The 20,768-nt window shown below is 61.0% G+C and carries 12 protein-coding genes; 3 read left to right on the top strand and 9 right to left on the bottom strand.

What is annotated here, in order from left to right; translation table 11 throughout:
- Positions 1 to 76 precede the first annotated feature (76 nt).
- The 3 genes from lexA to ACTRXA_RS05835 all read left to right on the top strand — a co-directional run bounded on the left by lexA (position 77) and on the right by ACTRXA_RS05835 (position 3,405).
- Positions 77 to 673: a transcriptional repressor LexA gene (gene lexA / locus ACTRXA_RS05845; protein ID WP_442426269.1), complete on the top strand. Its 597-nt coding sequence runs from the start codon at positions 77 to 79 to the stop codon at positions 671 to 673.
- Positions 674 to 783: 110 nt separating this feature from the next.
- Complete coding sequence (dinB, locus tag ACTRXA_RS05840; protein ID WP_442426268.1) at positions 784 to 1,953, top strand: DNA polymerase IV; 1,170 nt, start codon at positions 784 to 786, stop codon at positions 1,951 to 1,953.
- A 318-nt stretch (positions 1,954 to 2,271) separates the two neighbouring features.
- Entirely contained in the window at positions 2,272 to 3,405 is a 1,134-nt protein-coding gene (locus ACTRXA_RS05835) for an aminotransferase class V-fold PLP-dependent enzyme (RefSeq protein ID WP_442426267.1), read from the top strand.
- 333 nt (positions 3,406 to 3,738) lie between these two features.
- On the opposite strand, the gene ACTRXA_RS05830 is transcribed toward ACTRXA_RS05835, so the two are convergent.
- The 9 genes from ACTRXA_RS05830 to ACTRXA_RS05790 all read right to left on the bottom strand — a co-directional run bounded on the left by ACTRXA_RS05830 (position 3,739) and on the right by ACTRXA_RS05790 (position 20,626).
- Positions 3,739 to 5,961, bottom strand: coding sequence for a transglycosylase domain-containing protein (locus ACTRXA_RS05830; RefSeq protein WP_442426266.1), 2,223 nt, complete (start codon positions 5,959 to 5,961; stop codon positions 3,739 to 3,741).
- A 4-nt stretch (positions 5,962 to 5,965) separates the two neighbouring features.
- Positions 5,966 to 11,851, bottom strand: a complete 5,886-nt coding sequence (locus tag ACTRXA_RS05825) for an alpha-2-macroglobulin family protein (RefSeq protein ID WP_442426265.1) — start codon at positions 11,849 to 11,851, stop codon at positions 5,966 to 5,968.
- A gap of 130 nt (positions 11,852 to 11,981) precedes the next feature.
- Complete coding sequence (locus ACTRXA_RS05820; RefSeq protein ID WP_442426264.1) at positions 11,982 to 13,133, bottom strand: DegT/DnrJ/EryC1/StrS family aminotransferase; 1,152 nt, start codon at positions 13,131 to 13,133, stop codon at positions 11,982 to 11,984.
- The gene (locus tag ACTRXA_RS05815; RefSeq protein ID WP_442426263.1) at positions 13,130 to 13,759 is read right to left on the bottom strand and encodes an acetyltransferase; all 630 of its coding nucleotides are present in this window, start codon (positions 13,757 to 13,759) and stop codon (positions 13,130 to 13,132) included. Before ACTRXA_RS05815 ends, ACTRXA_RS05820 begins: the two co-directional genes overlap by 4 nt.
- A 30-nt stretch (positions 13,760 to 13,789) precedes the next feature.
- Positions 13,790 to 15,085, bottom strand: coding sequence for a type III glutamate--ammonia ligase (gene glnT / locus ACTRXA_RS05810; RefSeq protein ID WP_442426262.1), 1,296 nt, complete (start codon positions 15,083 to 15,085; stop codon positions 13,790 to 13,792).
- A gap of 24 nt (positions 15,086 to 15,109) precedes the next feature.
- Positions 15,110 to 16,849 carry an asparagine synthase (glutamine-hydrolyzing) gene (gene asnB, locus ACTRXA_RS05805; protein ID WP_442426261.1) on the bottom strand — a complete coding sequence of 580 codons (1,740 nt, stop codon included), beginning with the start codon at positions 16,847 to 16,849 and terminating at the stop codon, positions 15,110 to 15,112.
- Positions 16,850 to 16,887: 38 nt separating this feature from the next.
- Positions 16,888 to 18,324 (bottom strand): aminomethyl-transferring glycine dehydrogenase subunit GcvPB, encoded by a 1,437-nt coding sequence (gcvPB, locus tag ACTRXA_RS05800; protein ID WP_442426260.1) that lies wholly within the window; start codon positions 18,322 to 18,324, stop codon positions 16,888 to 16,890.
- Positions 18,321 to 19,688, bottom strand: a complete 1,368-nt coding sequence (gene gcvPA, locus ACTRXA_RS05795; RefSeq protein ID WP_442426259.1) for an aminomethyl-transferring glycine dehydrogenase subunit GcvPA — start codon at positions 19,686 to 19,688, stop codon at positions 18,321 to 18,323. The genes gcvPB and gcvPA overlap by 4 nt, the downstream gene beginning before the upstream one ends.
- A 122-nt stretch (positions 19,689 to 19,810) precedes the next feature.
- Positions 19,811 to 20,626 carry an aldolase/citrate lyase family protein gene (locus ACTRXA_RS05790; protein WP_442426258.1) on the bottom strand — a complete coding sequence of 272 codons (816 nt, stop codon included), beginning with the start codon at positions 20,624 to 20,626 and terminating at the stop codon, positions 19,811 to 19,813.
- Positions 20,627 to 20,768: the final 142 nt, after the last annotated feature.

Here is a 20,768-nt window from a genome sequence, read left to right as displayed (position 1 = left end):
ATGGCGTTAATCAACGATCTTGATTTTCGATTTAGTTTCGCCTAGTATGGGTTTGATTCTAGTAAGGGGGTATTGCATGTATCTCACCCGGCGGCAGAAGGAAATCCATCAGTTCATCGAGCATCACATCCGCCAGCGCGGTTACGCGCCCAGTATCATGGAGATCGCCAAACAGTTCCAGTTGTCGTCGCCGGCGACGGTGCACAAGCACCTGAGTCACCTGGAGGCGAAAGGCCTCATCCGCCGCCAGCAGAACCAGAGCCGCGCCATCGAGCTGGTCGAGGACCTCACGCCGCGCGCGCCGGAGTATCCGTTGCTCGGCACCATCGCCGCGGGCCGTCCGCTGGAGGTGTTCGAGGCGAAGGAGATGATGCCGCTCCTGCCCAGCCCGGAGGGGAAGGACCTGTTTGTCCTGCAGGTACGGGGGCAGTCGATGATCGACGACCATATTCAGGACGGCGACTACGTCATTGTCGAACGTCGCAGTGAGGCGAAGAACGGCGAGACGGTGGTGGCGCTGGTGAACAACGACTCGGCGACGCTGAAACGGTTTTACCGGGAGCAGGATCACGTCCGCCTGCAACCGGCCAACGCCGCCATGCCGCCGATCCTCGTCAAGGACGGCGACTTCCAGATCCAGGGCGTGGTTGTCGGCGTCCTCCGCAAATTCTAGCGGGCGTGGCCCGCGGCAAATTAGCTAATGCCTTGGGAGCGGACGATGATCGAAAGGCCCGTTCCAAATTCAATCCGTTTCCTCCGGACGTGGTCCGCGGTAAATGAGTGATGACCCCCACCATCCTGCACATCGACATGGACGCCTTCTTCGTTTCCGTCGAAGAGGTGCTCGACCCGTCGCTCAAGGGCAAGGCGGTGGTCGTCGGCGGCAACCCGGAAGGCCGCGGCGTTGTCGCCGCCGCGTCGTACGAGGCGCGCAAGTTCGGCGTGCACTCGGCCATGCCCATCGCCCGTGCGCGCCGGCTGTGCCCGCACGCCATCTTCCTGCGCGGTGCGCACAAGCGCTACAGCGAGTTCTCGGCGCGCGTCTTCGACATCCTCGAACGCTACACGCCGCTCGTCGAACCCATGTCGCTCGATGAAGCGTACCTCGACCTCACCGGGTGCGAGCGGCTGCACGGCCCCGTCATGGTAACGGCCCAGCGCCTGCACGATGAAATCCGCGATACCGTCGGCATCAACGCCTCCATCGGCATCGCCGCCAACAAGCTGATGGCGAAGGTCGCCTCGGACTTCGCCAAGCCCAACGGCTGTTTCCGCATCCTGCCGGACCAGGCGGCGCGCTTCCTCGCGCCGTTCCCCGTCGGCACCCTGCCGGGCATCGGTCCCAAAAGCGTGCAGCAGTTCCGCCGCCTGGGCGTCCGCACCGTGCGCGACCTCGCAGCGCTGCCTCTTGAATTTTTAGAAGAGGTGTTCGGCGAATGGGGAGCGCAGTTGCACGACAAGGCGCGCGGCATCAGCCACTCGCCCGTCCAGCCGCGCGAGGAATCGAAATCGATCAGCCGCGAAACCACGTTGGAAGAGGACTCCACCGACCCGCGGCATCTGGAATCGATCCTGAGTTACCTGCTGGAAAAAGCCGCGGGGCAACTGCGCGCCGAGGGTCTGCGCGCCCGGTGCGTGACGCTCAAACTGCGTTACTCGGATTTCAAGACGGTGACGCGTTCGCGCACGCTCACCGCGCCCGCCTGCGAAGACCACATCCTGTTCGCGACCGTTGTCGACCTGTTCCGCAAACTGTTCACGCGGCGCACGCGCGTGCGGCTGATCGGCGTCGGGTTGACGTCGCTCACCCACGAAGCCCCTCAGCAGATGGACCTGTTCGACACGCCTGCGCGCAGTGCCGGACGCGAAACGTTGTATGCAGGCATCGACCGCATCCGCACCAAGTACGGCTTCCGCTCCATCCTCCGCGCCACCAGCCATGAAGAGGACTGACCGGGCCATGCCCGGAGGGAGCGGGTACTACTGCGTGGGGAGGAAACGGGCTACTGCGTTGCGGGCGGACGATGATCGGTGAGCGCAAGTCGATGGGCTCCCCCTTCTCCGAAGGGGGCTGGGAAGCTTTTTCCTTAAAGACGTCATCCTGAATAAAGTGAAGGATGACCCATTAAGAAAAAATAGAAGAGTCATTATGAGCTCCCCTGTATCCTCTCGAATATTCTGTTATCCTTAATGCCCGCTCCCGGCCTGGCCGGGTGTGTGCAACTGTTATTTAAATTTCTTTTATTGGTTTAACCAGTTTCAAGGATGGTTATGGATTGGGATCAATGGCGTGACGAGTTTCCGGTCACGCAGAACCGCATCTTCCTCGACCACGCAAAGGTCGCGCCCCTGCCGAAACGGGTGCAGGACCGCGTCGCCGCCTTCCTCAAAGACGCGAGCGAAAACGGCACCGCGTATTATCCGCAGTGGATGGTGGAAACCGACCGCGTGCGCGCCCGCTTTGCCGAGCTCATAAACGCCGACGAGGACGAAGTGGCGTTCGTCAAGAACACGTCGGAAGGCATCTCCATCGTCGCCAACGGCATCGACTGGAAGGAAGGCGACAACGTCGTCATCCCCAACATCGAGTTCCCCGCCAACGTCTATCCGTGGATGAACCTGAAACGCCTCGGCGTCGAGGTGCGCTGGGTGAAATCGGTGCGCGGCCGCGTGCCGTTCGAGCAGATCGCGGCGCAGGTGAACAACAGAACGCGCGTGGTGTCGGTGTCTTCCGTCGAGTGCAACAGCGGCTTTCGCAACGACCTCAATCAAATCGGCGCGTTCTGCAAAGAAAAGGGCATCTACTTCTGTGTCGACGCCATCCAGTCGCTGGGCGTTCTGCCGATGGACGTGAAACGCGACCACATCGACTTCCTCGCCGCCGACGGCCACAAGTGGCTGTTGAGCGTCGAGGGCCTCGGTGGCTTTTACATCTCGAAGCGTGTGCTGGAGAACGTTTATCCGGCGGTGGTGGGATGGGACAGCGTCGTCAATGCCAACGACTACCTGAATTACGACTTCACGTTCCGTCCCGGCGCGCGCCGGTTCGAGGAAGGCAGTTTCAACGTGATGAGCATTTTCGCGTTCGGCGCGGCGCTGGATGTTTTGCTGGAGGTGGGCATCGACAATGTCGAGCAACGGGTGAAGGGGTTGGGCGACGTCATCATGGAACGCGTCAAACAGCGGGGCGGCAAGATCGTCAACTCCACCGAACCCGGCGAACGTTCCGGCATCGTTTCGTTCACGCTCAATTGCGATCTCGAAAAACTGAAAACATTTCTTGCCGGCACCAACGTGTCGCTCACCATCCGCGACGGACTCATCCGCCTCTCTCCCCACTTCTACAACAATGAAACCGACATCGACCGCTGCTTCGAGCACATCGACCAGTTTTTGAAGAAGTAAAACTTTTGAACCACAGATGAACACGGATAAACGCGAGCGGAAGATCGATCGGTCCCCCCTTGTAAAGGGGGCTAGGGGGATTCTTCCGCCGTTATCCTGAGCGTCAGCGAAGGATTTCGATACGTCGACAAGAATCTTTGAAAGAGTCATCCTTCACTACGTTCAGGATGAGAACCTGAAGGAAAAAGCCCCCCAACCCCCTTCGGAGAAGGGGGAGCCCATCGACTTGCGCCCACAGGTCATCGTTTGCCCATCGGGTATCAGCACGTACCCTCCCCGCGTGGCGGGGCGCTCCCGGCCGGGTCGGTGTGCATCTGTGGCTAATCTGATTTTTCACTTCACGTAAAAAACCACCTGAAGCGTTTGCGGTGTGGGCTGGGCGGGTTTGTGGATGGTGGCGGTGAGGTGCTGCCGTCCGCGCTCAAGATTCCATAAATACTTGCCGCCTTCCGTGACCGCAAGCGGCGTGTTGTTCAACATCCATTCGACCGTGTCGGTGTCGTCCACGCCCTGGATGGCGAACTCGAACGCTTCGTGTTCGTCCGGGATGCGCGGATCCATCGCCATCCGCAGTCCCCACACCGGTTGAATCCATTTCACCTCGCGCTCGCGGTAGGGTCGCGCTTCCACATCCTCCGGTTCGGTTCCGGGCACGAACCATTCCGTCACCCAGCGGCAGGCGGATTGATCATCCAGAGAGACTTTCATGACCTCGCCCGCCGGTTCGCGGCACAGGTCGCGTGGCACCAGCTGCGGGTCCATCGCAAGCGGGCGCGTTTCTCTATGCCGGTTGAGCTCGGCGAACACGGAGCGCAGCAGGAGGGCCGGACCCGTCGAGCCTGTCACGTCTTCCATCGGGTTCTGGTCGAGGTTGCCCATCCACACGCCGACGGTAAAGCGGTCGTTGAAGCCCACCGCCCACGCGTCGCGGTAGTCGGTGGACGTCCCCGTCTTCACCGCCGTTTGCACCGGCAGGTTCAGCACGCTGCCCGCGCCGAACTCCAGCCGCCGCGCTTCGGGGTCGGACAAAATGTTTGCGATGACCGATGCCACCGGACCCGACACCACGCGCTTCTCTTCACGCGGCGCGGGATCGTCCATCCACGGCGTCAACGGACGCCACACCCCGCCATGGGCCAAAGCCGCATATGCCTGCACCATTACGTACAGCGTCACTTCACCGTTGCCCAGCGCCAGGCCGTCGCCGTAAAAATCCGGATGCTCGTCCAGGGTGGTGAACCCGAGCGTCTGCAGGAAGCGGTGGTAGTTGTCGACCCCGACGAACTTCGCCGCGCGCACGGCGGGGATGTTGAGCGAGTTGCCGAGGGCGTTGCGCAGGGTCACGGGTCCGTAAAAATTCCGGCTGTAATTGCGGTAAGAGTGAAGGCCCGTGCCCACCGATTCCGCCAGCGGCGCATCGAGAATCCGCGTGGCCGCCGTCCAGCCATTCTCCAGCGCCAGCGCGTACACAAAGGGTTTCAGCGACGACCCCGGCTGGCGCGGCGTGGTGACGGCATCGATGAAACTGCCGGGCACGATTTCATCCGGTTCGCCCGCCACGGCCCACGCAAGGATTTCGCCGGTGGTGTGGTCGGCCACCAGCACCGCGCCATGACGCACCGAGCGGCGTTTCAGTTGCACCAGCCGCTGGTCGAGCAGGGTCTGGATGGTCGATTGCAACGCGCCGTCCAGCGTGGTGCGCAGGCTGGGTTGCCATTGCTGTGCGGACTGCGTCGTGACGTGCCGCACGAAATGCGTCGCCTCCACCGGTAGTGACGGTGACTCCAGTTTGAAAGTCTCAGCGTGGATCTGTTTGATTTCCGCATCGGTCAGCACGCCCTGTTCGTGCAATGTGCGGGCGAGCCGCCCGATGGCGGCATTCACCGTCTGCGGGTCGCGGTAGAGATCGAATCGCGACGGCGCACGCACCAGCACCACCAGCGCCAGCATTTCTCTTTTGGTGAGGGTGTCGAGGTCGCGGTTGAAGTAATAATGCGCGGCCTGCGCCACGCCGCGCCGCTGCGAGGCGTACGGCACCTGGTTGAGATACAGTTCGAGGATGTCGGATTTGGTGAACGACTTCTCCAGCCGCCGGGCTTCAAATCCTTCCAGCCAGCGCGACCACACCGTGCGCGGGCGGGGATGGAGGATGCGCACCACCTGTTCGGTGAGGGTGCTGGCGCCGCGGACGGTGTCGAGCGCCTTCACGTTCTGCCATGCGGCATGCAACCGTGCCAGCCAGTCGATGCCGCCGTGCTGGTAAAACCGTTTGTCTTCGGAGACGACGAAGGCGCGTTTCAGAAATTCGGGAACGGCGTGGAGCGGTAAGGTGTCGTTCGCATTCCACCGCGTCTGGTAAGTGACGCGAAGCGGCGCGCCGAAGCGGTCGGTCACTTGCATCCGCTCCTGCGTTTTTGCCTGCACGGAACGGAAGGTTTTCTCAACGTAGGTGGTCGAAATTGCCGTGGCCGTTAACAGCGCGAGGGCGCCCGCGACCAGGACGGCCGCACCGCCGATCGTCCATCGAAACCGTCCGGATCGACCAGGCCAGCGCATCAGATCACTCCTCGACGATCAGGTGCGACGGGACGCCTTTGCCGTACACATCGGGATCGTACATCTCCTCCGCGTGCACCGGCATCTTGAGAAATTTCCCGGTGGCGATGGCCTGCGCCACGTAGGACAGGTGATAATTGCCGGGCATGAGGTAATCCGAGTAAAACCGCACCGCGTCGTGGCGCAGTTCCTTATGATAAAAACTCCAGCGCGAATAGTTGTACGAGCGCCAGTCGGAGTACTGAAGCCACCACGAACCGCCCGCCGCCTTGAATGTGCCTTTATCGGCATCGACGGTGGAGGCGGTGGCGAGCTGACGGTTCACCGGTTCCAGTCCGCCGGGCACCGGATCGTCCACCACCACGAAGTTGCGTGCCGCGGGGATCGACAGGAAAATATCGACGCGCACCAGTTCGCCGCGTTTGATTTTATCGCCATCGTTCAGCAGCACCCATTCGCCGTTCCGCTCCACCGCGTACTCCTTGCGGAGCTCGATGCCGGCGTTGATGTGCTCGGCGTGTTCCTCAAGAGGCGCGTACTGAAGGCGCGTGGAAATATAGAGCCGCCCCATGCCCTCCTTCTTGATGACGACTTGCGTCTTGCGGCCGGGGTCGCCCTGCTGTATGGGACGCGTCAGCGTCGCCGAGGGATCGCGTTTGTCCCTGAACTCATGCTCACCCAGCTTGTTGCCGTCCATCAGGGCGGTGACCAGGTATTTCGGGTCGGTCTGCTCGTAGGCACGGCTGTAGTCGATGAGCGCGTTCATGCAGAACATGTTCTCCTGCGTGTTCTCCCAGTGGTCGCGCTGGCCGCGCGTCTGCGTGATGTAGCGCACCAGCTTGAACGGCGCGTTGCCGAGCTTCTTGTTCAGGTTGGAATGCCCCGCCGTCTGCGTCAGCGTCGAGAGGATGGCGCAGTTGGTGCGGAGCGGTGAAGCCAGGATGCGCGCGTAGCTGTCGTCGAGCGTTTCCGAAAACACAAACTTGCCGCCGCTCTGCGTCGAATGCGCCAAGATGGCATCGAGAGCCTCCTCCACGACGGGCAGTGTCTTTTTCACATTCAATGCCGCCTGCAGGAAGTGGGCCTTGCCGAACAGGCTCATGAACGGCATGTGGGGCCGAAAGCGCTCGATGTCCTTCTTCCTCACCTTACGGTGTTTCGACAACGCCGCCAGCGCCACCGCACGCACCGTGGAGGCCATGCCCTTGCTGTAAAACGTGGGGAGCACGTCGCGCTTGAGCAGGCGTTTTAAATATTTATGCAGAGCTTCCTCGACGTGCGACGGAACTTCATAACCCGCCGACCGCATCCAGTTGAACGCCAGCGCCGTGTAGGCGCTCAGGTAGGGACTCACGTAGCGGTCCTGAGGAATGTAATACACCATACCGCCGTTCGGGGCCTGGTAGTTGACCGCCGACTTCAGCATGTCGCGCGCCACCGCGTCCGCTTCCTCCCATTTGAAATCGGCGGGCATGTAGTCTTTGAGGTTCAGGTAGTGCGACGCCATGACGCCCTTGCTCAACACCTGTTCCCAGCAGATGTAGGCGTAGTTGCGCATGTACTCGAAAGCCCCGGCCACGTTGCCGATGACGGTGGGTGAAAGCACCACGCCGACCGAACCCACATCCGGGTGGATGTTTTTCGGGAACGCGATCGATTCCTCCGTATGCGGCAGGATGGTGGAGACGTAGTTGGCGGCCGTTTCCAGCGAGCGCCGTTTGAGAACGGGTGTTTTGTAAATCAGGCCGTCGCGGTCGGTGTCATCCCCTGCGGTCACACGGAAACGAACCTCGCCTTTTTCGATATCGCGGGTCTGCGGCAGGTGGATCGTGGTGATGGGGAGAAACACCGTCTGCCGTTTGAACGGTTCGAGGCGCACCGTTTGTGTGGTCTGGGTTTCTTTTCCTGTGTCGATGTGACCTTCGGCCTGGATGGTCAACGTGAGGTCGCGTGCCTTGTCGGTGCGGTTCATCACGCTGAAGCCCGCGTTGAAGGCGTCGCCTTCGGTCACCTGGTTGGGCATGACGGGACGCAGTTCGGTTTCCTTATTGACTTTGAAGGTGCCTTCACCCAGGCCCATGAGGTCGTCCGGCGTCACCGCGAACGCCAGCACGCGCCATCCGGTCAGGTTGTCCGGCGCCTCGAACTCGATCGACACGTTGCCTTCGGCGTCGGGGGTGAGTGCCGGATTCCAGTAACTGACGAATTTGAACAGCGACCGCATGGCGAGGTCCGCGCCACCGTCGCCGCCGGGATTGGCTCCCTTCTTCTCAAACTTCTGCCGTCCGACGATGCGGGTCAGCAGGCTGAAGTTTTTGAGATCGAGCACCCCCAGGTGGTACAGCCCCTTGTAGGGATCGAAGTAATCGCGGCCGCCCTGCAACAGATCGAACACCGCTTCATCGAGCACGGCGACGGCGAGTTCATAAGGCCGGTCGCCTGCGTCGAATCGCGGTTTCACGTTGAGCGCGACTTTGATGGTGTCGCGCGGTTTGTACCGTTCTTTCTCTGTCCGTGCGGTGACCACCAGTTCCTTGTACGGATCCTTGACGGGAACGCGGCTGTAGCCGATGCGGAAGGTCGGCTTGCCGAGGTCGACGCCGGTCTCATCCAGAGGTTTCTCCACGCGCGGCGACACCACCAGGACCGACAGGTAGAATCCGGGCAGGAAATCCGGTTCCACTTCAAACTCGACCACCGGCGTCGCCGTGTCGAAGGTCGTCACCCATTGCTTGAGGACGCCGTAGCGTTCGACGGAGATCAACGCCTTCGCGCCGGGAAACGGGTTCTGCACGAGGAAGCGCGCCGTGTCGCCGATTTTGTATTCTTCTTTTTCGGGGATCAGCTGCAGGGCGTTGGTGTTGTCCTCCGCCCACACGACCCGGCCCTTGCCAGCCACCCAGGTGCGCAGGCTCGCCGTGTGCGTGCGGCCTTTGGTATCGGTGATGGTCGCCGTCAGCCGGTACGATCCCGGGTCCTGCGGCGTGAACGTGCAGATGTTCGCTTCTTTCGACGGGGTGCCTTCACACGTGCCGGCCTGTTCCCACGAATGTGTGTACTGCGTGAGGTAGGCGTTGCCCGCGCCTTTCACGCGGCTGGCCTTGGTGACGTGCCGCTCGATTTTGATCGAAACCGGCGTGCCGCTGACCGGCTCGCCGTGGCCATCGACCACGATGTACTGGATGTTGGCCGGTTCGTCTTCCTTATAGAGCCACTTCGGGCTGTGCAGGCCGACGAAGCGGTCGCGTCCATGAAACTTCGCCGAGGTCATCGACGCCACGAACTTGCCGCGGTCGTCTTTCACCGCGCTTTCCACGCTGAGCGTGCCGTAAAAAATAGTCTCCACGTTCTGGTCGGTGATTTTGAATGCACTCAGAAGATCGCCTTTGGCATCCACCGCGTCTTCTTTCTGATACAGGGTGAGTGTCTGATAATAATGGCCGCCTTCCGCAGTGAACCGGAATTCTTTAGCGCGCGGATGCCTGGAATAAAACGTCTGTTCTCGCAACGTGGCGGTCAGCCGTGCCGGGGCGTCGGCGTAGGGTCCGCCAGCGTGCATGCGCGCCAGCGTCGTGATTTCCACTTCACTTCCCGGTTCGAATGCTTCGCCGTTCAGGGAGTTGCTGACACGGAAGGGCGAGGGCGTGAAGTCGGTGACCAGCACCTCCAGCGGTGTCCACAGCGATTTGGAAAATTTGGCCTGCAGGCGGAACTCGTACCAGCCGACCGCACCGGATTTGGGTACGGTGAACTCGCCTGCATGCGTGCCGAATTTCGACAGTGTGATGTCCTTCTGCTCGTAAACCTTTTTGCCCATCGGGTCGCGCACTTCCAGCCGGTAGCCTTTGAGCGGCGGTGCGACCAGTTTCTTGTTGTCCTGGTCGCGTACGAACAGCTTGAACTGGATGGTGTCGCCCGCGCGGTACACGCCCTGCGCGGTGGTGCCCCAGGTCTGGATGTGACCGTACTGCCTCTGCATGCTGGGGTAGGCTTCGTAGTTGGACACCCGTCCGGAATCCACACCGAAACGCTGGTCGTCGAGCGGCACCAGTGCCATGTCCTCCCCGCGTTCGATGCGCACGAACAGGCGTTCCCGGTTGTCGTCGTACCAGCCGTAACCCATGGCTTTCAGTTTGGGATCGAGTTTGTGGGTGCCGTCGAGAAGAGCGAGTCCATCGTCCCCCGTCAACGCGTCGCTCAGAATTTGTTTGTCGGCGGAGAGGTCGGCGATCTTGTCCTTGTAAATCATGACGTGCGCGTCGGGCACCGGCTGGCCGGTGGCGAGATCCGTCACCCACACGGAAGAATTGTAATGACCCATCTTGACGTGCACGCCGAACGGCGTGACCTGCGCCAGCAGGGTGCGCTGGTAAGTCGGTTTGGAGACGTCGGGTTTTGTATCCAGGTGACCGTACAGCACGCCGCTCTTGCCGTTCAGCGCGCCACGTACGTCGAGCGGCAGGGCGTAGGCGATGTCTTCCGCATCGTCCGGTTTCACTTTATGAACCAGGTTGTCCTTGCGGTCGGTCGCGGTCAGCCGTTTGTATTTGAGCGTGATGTCTTTCAGGTTGGTGACCACCAGAGGCACTTCGGTCTGCTCCTGTTTTTCCAGTGTGGCGGTGGTGTGCTCGAGATGAAAATCCGGATTGCGGTGATCGGTGTAGAACGTCAGGTCGAATCCCTTCGGAAGAGCGCGTCCAAATTCGTCCTTCAGCGTGGCACCCTTCGAACTAATCCGGTACTCCTGCGCCGCTTTCAATGCCTCTGGCAGGTTGACGTCGTAGTGTCGGCCTTTGCGGTGCGGACGGCGCAGGCGCGAGTGATCATAAGCGTTGGCCCAGGGATCGTAATCGGTCCGGCCGCCGGCGAGGTCGGGAACGAACGTCACATGCTGCTTGATTTCCTGGTTGATAACCGGAGCGCTGAAAGTGAGGGAAACCCCACGCAACGGATTGCATTTGTATCTGGGCAACAACGCAGTGTTGTCATCGATGATGATTTGCCTGTTCTCATTGTTCCAGCAGGAGACGCCGATAAAGCGGAACTCGGGAAACGTGCGGAATTTCTTCACCGTGCGCCTGGTGGCGCCGGGTTCGGGTCCGAGGGCCGAGACCAGTCCCGGTTCGATGTTCAGGAACACGTCTGCATCCCAGGGCAGTTCCTTCTGCGGTTGTACCAGCCACACGCGCCGGGCCTCGACCCCGTCTTTCACCGTCGTCTGGTCGTCGCTCTTCTGATTGGGCGGTCGGTCGAGATGCAGGAATCCCTTGTCACCCGGGATGGGCACGATCACCGGAAGCTGGCGGTCGTTGGGATCCGGTTCGACGGTCAAGGGATAGCGCTGACGTTTGTTGCCCTCGCCCAGCAGATACAGGTGTTCGGCCACCGATGTTTGCGTGACGGGTTGGTCGAAGGTGATGCGCATCACCGGCCAGCCGGGCGCCTTCCACGTTTGAAACCATGCGTAACGCACACGCGGGCGGTGCGTGATGAAGCGGTGAATGAAAAGCTTTTCGATTGTTGCCCCGTCCTCGGCCTGGATTCCGGGGTGCACGGTGATTTCATACTGCGTCGCCGGTTGCAGTTTGTCGTCCTCGCCCAGTTGGCACGCCAGCGCGCTGGTATTGAGCCACCGCCACTGGCAGTTGAGTTCCGGATGGACGCCGACCTTCACTTCTTCCTTGGTGCGCTCCATGCGGCCCAGTGGAACAACGGGACGGTTGAACTGGATGACGATCTGGCGGCCGGAGGGGACATCCGTTCCGCTGGGCGTGATGCGCATCACCTCCAGTGGTTTGCCCTGTGCGGCGGCTAGGCTTGGGGGGAATGAAAGACAAAAGCCAATGAAGGAAAACAGAAACGCCAGCACGGAGGCGGCAGATGTTCGCATGGGGCCCTTCCTCTTCGAATTTGTGGAATGCAGGTATGAAGACAGGTTAAAGAGTTTTGCGTGGATGCACAAATCGAATTTCAATGGGCCATACGGCGTGAAGCAAGGGTGTTCGGTGGCGGAGCCGGGCTCAAGCCCGTTTCAGGACGGACTTCACGATATCGATGATGCGGTCCTGGTCGGATGGGGAAAGACTCGAGCCGGAAGGCAGGCAGAGTCCACGCGAAAACACATCTTCCGAAAAATTGCAGTCGTCGGCGTGTGTGTAGTAGGTGCACCCCTTGAACAGCGGCTGCAGGTGCAGGGGTTTCCAAACCGGACGGGCCTCGATGTTTTCCCTGTCCAGCGCAGAAATGATGTCGTGCGGTTTCACCGGCGCGCCGGGGTCGAGAGTGAGCACGGTGAGCCAGCGTGTTGACGCGCCGTAACCGGCTTCCGGCATGAAGCTCACCCCGTGTTCCCCTTCCAGTGCGGTGCGGTAACGTTCGAACACCGCGCGGCGCTGGGCGATGCGCTCGTCCAGCACCTTCAACTGACCGCGACCGATGGCGGCGAGCACGTTGCTCATCCGGTAGTTGTAGCCGAGCTCGCTGTGTTCGTAATGCAGGACGGGATCCCGCGCCTGCGTCGCCCAGTAGCGCGCCTTGTCGAGGGCGGCAGTGTCTTTGGAGACCAGCAAGCCGCCGCCGGATGTGGTGATGATCTTGTTGCCGTTGAACGAATAGACGCCGAACTTGCCGAGCGTGCCGCTGGCCTTGCCCCGGTAGGTGGCCCCCAGCGATTCCGCCGCGTCCTCGATCACGGGCAGGCGGTACTTGTCGCAGGCTTTCTGAATCGCGGCCATGTCGGCATTCTGGCCGTACAGGTTGACGGCGATAACGGCTTTCGGTATGCGGTCCTGTCGCCCCGCTTCCTTCAACGCGCGCTCCAACGCCTGTGGCGACAGATTCCACGTTGCGGGGTCGGAGTCGATGAACACCGGGTCCGCTCCCAGAAATTTGATCGGCGTGGCGGAACCCACGAAGGTGAGCGACGGACAGAACACGGTATCGCCAGGGTTCACGTCGCAAAGACGCAGGGCCAAATGAATCGCTGCGGTGCCGGAGGAGAGCGCCACCGCCCCCGGTGCGCCGACGTATTCCGCCATCTCCTTTTCGAACGCTTCCTGGTTGGGGCCGCACGGCGCGATCCAGTTCGACTGGAACGCTTCTTCGACGAACTGGCGTTCATGTTCGCCCAGGTGCGGCGGCGACAGATAAATGCGTGGAGGTTGTGTGCTCATGTTTGTTTCAGGATTCGTGCGGGCACGCCTGCCGCCGTGACGTTGTTGGGAATCGGTTCGACCACCGCCGATCCGGCACCGATTACGACGTTGCGGCCAATGTCAATGCGGTTGGACACGGAGGAACCGACGCCGACGGAGGTTTCCCGTCCCACCTTCACCTCGCCTGCCAGATGCACCCCCGGTGACAGGTGCACGCCGTCTTCCAGCACGCAGTCGTGATCGACCGTCGCGGCGGTGTTGACGATGCATCCCATGCCGACCCGCGCCCCGGTGTGGACCACCGCCTGCGGACCGATCAGTGTGCCCTCGCCGACGGTGGCCGATGCGCACACCCACGCGGTGGGGTGCACCAGCGTGGCGGCGGTGTGTCCGGTTTCGCGGTGTTGGTTGATCAGTTGAAGGCGCCGGGTGTTGTCACCGATGGCGACAAAAAAATGCGTGAACTCTTTCAGGCACCCGGCGGCATCATCGAATCCCGCCAGCACTTCGAAGTCGGCAACGCGTTTCAGTTCCATATGCCGGTCGTCGGCGAAGGCGATGCGGTCCCACTTCTGCACATGCTTTGCGATGGCCGCCACCACCCTGCCGTGTCCCCCGCCTCCGAATATCAGCAACGCTGCCACGGATACCTGCCCTTTTAAATAGGTTTTGGTTCAACAATCCAGTGTGGACTGCCGCTCCCATTCGCTCACCTGACTCATGTAGCGGCTCCAGTCCTCGCGTTTGAGTTTCAGGTAGCTGTCAACGAACCCGTTGCCCAGCGTGGCCTTGAACACGCGGTTTTTCTCCAGCGCCGCCAGTGCGTCGTAAAGGGTGGCGGGAAGTTTCTTGACCTTGAGTTTGGTGAACACGTCGTACATGTTTTCGTGGCGCGGCACGCCGGGGTCCAATTTGTTCTCGATGCCGTCGAGCCCTGCCGTCAGGATGCCCGCCTGCAGGAGGTACGGATTCGCCGCGCCGTCGGGCAGGCGCAACTCAAACCGCCCGGCGTCGGGAATGCGGATCATATGCGTCCGGTTGTTGCCGCCGTAGGAGATGCCGTTGGGCGACCAGGTCGCGCCGGATTCGGTGGTCTTGGCGTTCAGCCGTTTGAAACTGTTGACCGTGGGATTGGTCAGCGCCGACAGGGCCGGTGCGTGATGCAGGACACCGGCAATGAACTGGTATGCCTTTTCCGAGAGCTGGTGCGAATTGTTTTTGTCGAGGAACAGGTTCTTCTTTCCCGATGCGTCCCACAGCGAGCAATGCGTGTGACAGCCATTGCCGGTGAGCGTGTTGAACGGTTTGGGCATGAAGCTCACACGCAGGCCGTGCTTCTCCGCCACGGATTTGGTGAGGAAGCGGAAGAACACGTGCCGGTCGGCCGTCTCCAGTGCGTTGCTGTAATGCCAGTTCATCTCGTACTGGCCGTTGGCGTCCTCGTGGTCGTTCTGGTACGGCTCCCAGCCGAGCCCCTGCATGGCGTCGCACACTTCCTTGATGAAGTCGAAACGCCGCATGAGCGCGAGCTGGTCGTAACAGGGCTTGCTGAGTTGATCGTATTCATCGGAGATGCGGGAACCGTCGGGGGCCAGCAGGAAAAATTCCGCCTCCACGCCCGTCATCATCGTCACCCGCTTTTTGCCCGCGGCGGCCATCGCCCGCTTCAAGACCGTGCGCGGCGCGTGGTCGATGAGTTCGCCGTCCATATACAGGTCTCCGGTGATCCACGCCACGTTCGGCTGCCAGGCCATCGGTGTGAACGTTTTGGCGTCGGGCATGAGGAAGATGTCGGGGTGCGCGGGGGTCAGGTTGAGGTGCGCCGCAAACCCGGCAAACCCCGCACCGGCTTTCTCGGCCTCTTTCGCCTTGGAAGCGGGAATCAGTTTCGAGCGGATCACGCCGAACAGGTCGACGAAGCTCACCAAAAGGTATTCGGTTTTGTGTTTCTTGATGGATTCACTGAGCATGAAAGGGTCCGGTTTAGATGGAAATTAGAAAAAGGTTTTCAGCCACAGGGCGGTCATGAGAAGCGTGCGAAGCGGGCGTGTGTGGTTGGCCTTCCCCGCCTGGTGTTCCTCCAGCAGTTTCACCGCTTCCTGCGTGTTGATGAGATCGTCATTGGTGCCCGCCAGCAGTCCCCGCGCCCAGTTGTAAAGCGGGTCCTGCAGCCAGTTGCCGATGGGCGTGGTCGGCATCCGTTTTTTGCCGTAAACGAATTCCCTGGAAAACACTTCCGCCGCGTGTTTCTTGAGATAGCTCTTGCCGATGCCGCGGTCGATCTTCTCGGTCACCGGCAGGCGGGTGAACAGCTCGATGACGCGGTGGTCCATGAACGGCGAACGGCCCTCGGTGGACCAGCACGCGCCCATGCGGTCGCCCTTCACCAGGTTGTTGCCCGGCATCAACTGCGTGCATTCGTAGGCGATGATCTGCTCGATCGGTTGCAGGTCGCGCCACGGTTCGATGCTCTTTTCAAAGTAATCGAACGGATCCTGGGTGTGCTTGTGAACCGTGTCACGCAGAAGCCGTTTGCGCAGGTGATCGTCCATGTAGCAGATGACGTTGTAGTAGGCGCGTAGCGCGAAGTTGGTGCGCGTGGTGTTCTGGAAAAATTCAACGTTGTGGTTGAAGCCGAACAGCGTTTCGTCGGGTCCGTCGCCGGTGAACATGACGATCTTGTCTTCGCCGTGGGCCTTGCTGGCCAGCAGGTAAAACAGGAAAAACGAGAAGTCGCCGTGCGGCTGGTCGGTGTGGTAGATGACCTTTTCCGCAAGCTCCGGGATGAGGGTGTGATCGATCATTGCCGGTTTCAATCCCAGTCCCAGCTGATCGGCGACCAGTCGCGAGTAAGCGTATTCGGAAAAGCCCTCGACGGGAAAGTCGAGGCCGATGGCTTCCAGTTTGCCCGGCCATTGCTCAACCAGGTATTTGGCGACGACGGAGGAATCGATGCCGCCGCTCAGGTACAGCCCGCCTTTCACGTCGAAATCCTTCTGCATGCGCACTGCGTCGCGCAGAAGCGCGGCGAACTCGTCGAAGTCGGGCGTGTGGCGGTCGTCGAAAAAGGGCCATTCCCAGTAGCGGTGCCTGGTGATTTTCAGTTCGCTGTCGAAATGCCAGTAAGTGCCGGGTTCGAGGTGGTGGATGTTCTTGAAGCAGGTGTCCGGCGGCGGGCAGTAGTTGAGCGCAAACATGCGCACGAGACCGTTGTAATTGATTTCCTTTTTCACCCCGGGAAGCGCGAGCAGTCCCTTGATCTCACTGCAGAACGCCCAGCCGCCGTCGTGCTCCGTGACGTAACACGGCTTGATGCCCGTGTGGTCGCGCACCAGCACGCCGCGCTGTTCTTTCTCGTCCCACAGGAAAAACACGAACATGCCGATGAGGCGTTGCAGCATGGCCTCGCCTTCCTCCCGCCACAGGTGGACCAGCACTTCCGTGTCGCAGCGCGATTTGAATACGTAGCCTTTTTTCTTGAGTTCCTCGCGCAGGGCGACGTGGTTGTAGATCTCACCGTTGAAGACGACGCCGACGGTGCCGTCGGTATTGAACATCGGCTGGTGGCCGTTTTCCGGATCGACGACCGCGAGCCGTGCGTGGCCCAGCACGGCGGGTCCGTGCTTCTTCACGCCCCATTCGTCCGGGCCGCGGTACATGATGGTCTCGACCATCTTCTCGACGAGTTTCGGATCGGGATTGCTGGTGCCTATGGTTCCGGCGAGTCCACACATAAAATAAACTGGTTACCTCAGTGAAAATTTTAAAAACATCAGTCGTCCAAAGCCTGCGAGCCTTCCGGTATCTTGCGCGTGCGCCCGGAATGCGGCGCGGTGTTGACATACTCCGCGTCGGCGAACGATTCGTGATACACCTTGCGGAACACGTTGATCACCTGGTCGAGGCTGGCCTTGGTTTCCGTTTCCGTCGGTTCGATCAGCATGGCGTGATCGAGGTCCTTCGGGAAATACACGCACCCCGCGCCGAACAGCGTCGGCGGATGCACGCCGTAATCGATGAGCCGCTTGGCGAAGTTGTACGGCGTGGTCGGCAGGTTTTTTCCCGACAGCAGGCATTCGTGCATGCAGGGTTTCGGATAGATCGGAGGAAAAATGTCGCGCAGTTTCTGCTGAAAGTAATTCGCGTTCAGCACCGCGTCCTCGGATACCTGTTTCAGCCCTTCCGGTCCGTTGAACAGGATGTAAGAGTAGCAGCGGATCATCACCGCCACGTGACCGTAAAAGGATTTCAGACGGCCGATGGAATGCGGCCGGTCGCTTTCGAACACGTACGTGCCGTCCTCACACTTTGCGATGCGCGGTACCGGCAGGTGCTCCTCGAGAAACGCCTTCACTGCGCAGGGTCCCGCCCCCGGTCCGCCGCCGCCGTGCGGCGTGGACAGTGTCTTGTGCGTGTTGAGGTGCATGACGTCGAATCCCATGTCCCCCGGCCGCGCGATGCCCATCAGCGCGTTGAGATTCGCCCCGTCGTAATACAGCAGCCCGCCCTTGGCGTGAACGATCTCGGCGATGGTGGCGATGTTCTCCTCGAACAGGCCGAGCGTGGACGGGTTGGTCAGCATGATGCCCGCGACCTGTTCGTTCATTTTCTCGCGGACCACGTCCAGGTCCATGATGCCCGCGTCGTTGGTCGGGATGATCTCGCAATCGAAGCCCGCCATGACGGCCGACGACGGATTGGTGCCGTGCGCCGAATCGGCGATCAGGATGACGCGGCGGTCCTCGCCTTTCTTCTCGAAATACTTTCTGATGATGAGCAGGCCCGTCAACTCCCCCTGCGCGCCCGCCGACGGTTGCAGTGTGACCGCGTCCGCGCCCATCAACTCCGCGATGAACCCCTGCAGGTTGTACAGCAGTTCCAGGATGCCCTGCATGGTGTCCACCGGTTGCAGGGGATGGACGCCCCGGAAGCCGTCCAGGTTCGCCATGGCGTCGTTGCGTTTGGGGTTGTACTTCATGGTGCAGGAACCGAGCGGGTAGGGACCGTTGTCCACCCCGTGGCTGTGTGCGCTCAGTTCCATGAAGTGACGTACGATCTCAATCTCCGAGACTTCCGGCAGGCCGAGAGGTTCGTCGCGCAGGGGCATGCCGGGAAACAGGCAGGCGGTGTCCTCCTGTTCGAATTCGAGGTCGTGCACCCAACTGCCGCCGATTCCCGGCCGGCTCTTTGCGGTCAGATGAGGAATCATGAGCACACCTTCTTCAGGGCTTGGGCGAGGCGATCCATATCCTGCCGGGATTTGGTTTCCGTGACGGCGATCAATAACAGTTCGCCGTGCGGTGTGTCGTCGATGGCGAGTCCCCCGAAAATCTTTTCTTCGCGCAGGGCGTCCAGTACCGTGTCCGCGGGTTTGGGAAGTTTTAAGGCGAACTCATTGAACACCGGCCCGGTGTGGGCGCGTTCGATACCGGGAAGGGCGGTCAGCTGTTTGATCAGGTAATCGGTCTTGTGCGCGATGATTTTTGCCAGGCGGCCGTAACCGCTTTCGCCCAGCAGGCTGAGGTAGATCACGGCACGGAGCGCGCACCACGCCTGGTTGGAGCAGATGTTGCTGGTCGCTTTTTCGCGGGCCACGTGCTGCTCGCGGTCTTCGTACACCAGGGCGTAAGCCGGGTTGCCGTAGATGTCCGCCACCCTGCCCACCAGCCGCCCGGGCATGAACTTGCGGTACTCCTTTTTGCAACCGAGGATGCCCAGGCTGGGGCCGCCCGCCGACAGCGGGATGCCCAGCGGTTGCCCCTCGCAGCTGGCGAAGTCGACACCGAACGATCCCGGCGTGGGGAACAGCCCGCTCAGAAACGGGTTGAACGACATGCCGACCCGCACCCCGTGCGCCCGGCACAGGTTCACGATCGCGGGGATGTCTTCCAGCACGCCGAAGCGGTTGGGTGTCTGGAACAGGAACACGGCGGGGCGTTCGGATTTCAGTTTGTCTTCCAGCGATTTCAAATCGAGCCGTCCGCTTTGGGCCTCGTGTTTCACCCTATCGAGGGCGACGCGACGCGGCGCGAGGTGGCTTTTTATGATGTCCTGCCACTGCGGCCAGATGGAATCCGCATACAGCACCCCCGCTTCACCGCGGTCGGAGGCGAGACAGCCCATCCAGCCCAGTTCGAACAGCGCCGTGCCCCCGTCGTACGATGAGCAGTTGACGATGGGCAGGCCCATCACCTTCGCCATCTGTTCCTGGTATTCGGCAAGGATCTGCAGCAGGCCCTGGCTCATCTCCGGCTGATACGGCGTGTAGGCGGTGAGGAATTCGCCGCGGCCGGCCAAGACATCGACCACCGCCGGGATGTGATGATCGTACATGCCGCCGCCGATGAAATTGAGGTGCGTGTGCACAGTGGCATTGCGACCGGCGAGATCGCGCAGGTGCTTTTCCAGTTCCCAGTCGGGAAGCGGGTCGGGCAGGTTGAGGGTGCGTTGCAGCCGGAGGTCTTTCGGGATGCCGGTGAGCAGGTCGTCGATAGAATCCACGCCGATGAAATTCAGCATCGCCCTGCGGTCTTCGGGTCGGTGCGGCGTGAAGGATTTGGGTGTGTCGATCATATTAAAGCTGAATAGGCAACCGGACGTTTCCGGAATGTTGCGGATACCGCGGCCGGGCGGATGGGAACGGACGCGCCATTATAGCAGACCTCATTTTGGGTGGGTGGGCATAAAGTCAGGGCCTACCGCACTTTGCTGAGCAGTTTGACGATCTCCACGACCTTGGAACGGTCCAGCTCAATTTGTTCCGGCGTGCGTGCCTGCATGTATTCCTCGTGTTCCCGCAGCTTTTCGATTTCGTATTTCAATTTGGTGTGGTCCACGCGGCCGTCCTCCTCCACGAGGCCGCGCTGGAAGGTGCGCGACAGGATGACCGACGACGATCCCAGCCGAAGGTGTTCCCCCAGCACCATCTCGCCCGGCAGTTGACCCTCCCCGATGCGCGCGATGCCGCCGAAGCCGAAGGGCAGTCCGGCGTTGAGCACGGTCTTGGCCAGCGCATCGACCATGCCGTCGGCCAGAGGCTGGAAGATGAAATTCTGCTTGAGGCCGAGGTGCAGGTCGTTGAGGCCGATGTACACCTCCTTGAGTCCCGGTACCCGGACGATCGACTCCAGCGCGTCCGCCGCCTCCGGCGTTTCCACCAGCGGCACCACCCCGGCACGACCGTTGACCTGTTCGGAAAAACGCGCCAGTTCGTCCGCGGTGCGGAACATGGGGAGCATCAGCAACTCGGGGCCGATGGCCAGCGCCTGCTCGATTTCGTCACCGATCCGGTCGTGCGGCGGGTTGAGTCGGATGAGCAGTTCCGCGTCCGGGATGGCTTCGCGCACGCGGCGGGCGTCGTCCATGTTGTGGCCGCTGATCCACGTGTCCAGATGCCCCTGCCGCTCCTTTTTGCCGATCACCTCCAGATCGACGAAAATGCGGTTCACGCCGGCGGCGACGGCGTTTTTCGCCAGGTCCGGGTGATTGGTGATGAGCATCAGGGTGAGCATGCACGCTCCCTCGAATTAAAAAAATTTTGAATTTCCGCCGGTTGGGCGGCATGGCGGCAGTAACAAACCGGACTGCCGTGCTCCAAATTTAATAAATTCAATAAAACCAAGGAATTGTATCACATTACGCAAAGACGGGGAA

Source organism: Nitrospina sp. P1_D6, from assembly GCF_052156615.1.
Taxonomy (GTDB): domain Bacteria; phylum Nitrospinota; class Nitrospinia; order Nitrospinales; family Nitrospinaceae; genus Nitrospina.
Note: the sequence above shows the minus strand (reverse complement) of the source record. Positions and strands in the feature narration are given on the sequence as shown.

Bases quoted from the DNA above. Each gene is read 5' to 3' on its own strand.
- lexA (WP_442426269.1), top strand. From the start codon at position 77: ATGTATCTCACCCGGCGGCAGAAGGAAATCCATCAGTTCATCGAGCAT.
- dinB (WP_442426268.1), top strand. From the start codon at position 784: ATGACCCCCACCATCCTGCACATCGACATGGACGCCTTCTTCGTTTCC.
- ACTRXA_RS05835 (WP_442426267.1), top strand. From the start codon at position 2,272: ATGGATTGGGATCAATGGCGTGACGAGTTTCCGGTCACGCAGAACCGC.
- ACTRXA_RS05830 (WP_442426266.1), bottom strand. From the start codon at position 5,961: ATGCGCTGGCCTGGTCGATCCGGACGGTTTCGATGGACGATCGGCGGT.
- ACTRXA_RS05825 (WP_442426265.1), bottom strand. From the start codon at position 11,851: ATGCGAACATCTGCCGCCTCCGTGCTGGCGTTTCTGTTTTCCTTCATT.
- ACTRXA_RS05820 (WP_442426264.1), bottom strand. From the start codon at position 13,133: ATGAGCACACAACCTCCACGCATTTATCTGTCGCCGCCGCACCTGGGC.
- glnT (WP_442426262.1), bottom strand. From the start codon at position 15,085: ATGCTCAGTGAATCCATCAAGAAACACAAAACCGAATACCTTTTGGTG.
- asnB (WP_442426261.1), bottom strand. From the start codon at position 16,849: ATGTGTGGACTCGCCGGAACCATAGGCACCAGCAATCCCGATCCGAAA.
- gcvPB (WP_442426260.1), bottom strand. From the start codon at position 18,324: ATGATTCCTCATCTGACCGCAAAGAGCCGGCCGGGAATCGGCGGCAGT.
- gcvPA (WP_442426259.1), bottom strand. From the start codon at position 19,688: ATGATCGACACACCCAAATCCTTCACGCCGCACCGACCCGAAGACCGC.
- ACTRXA_RS05790 (WP_442426258.1), bottom strand. From the start codon at position 20,626: ATGCTCACCCTGATGCTCATCACCAATCACCCGGACCTGGCGAAAAAC.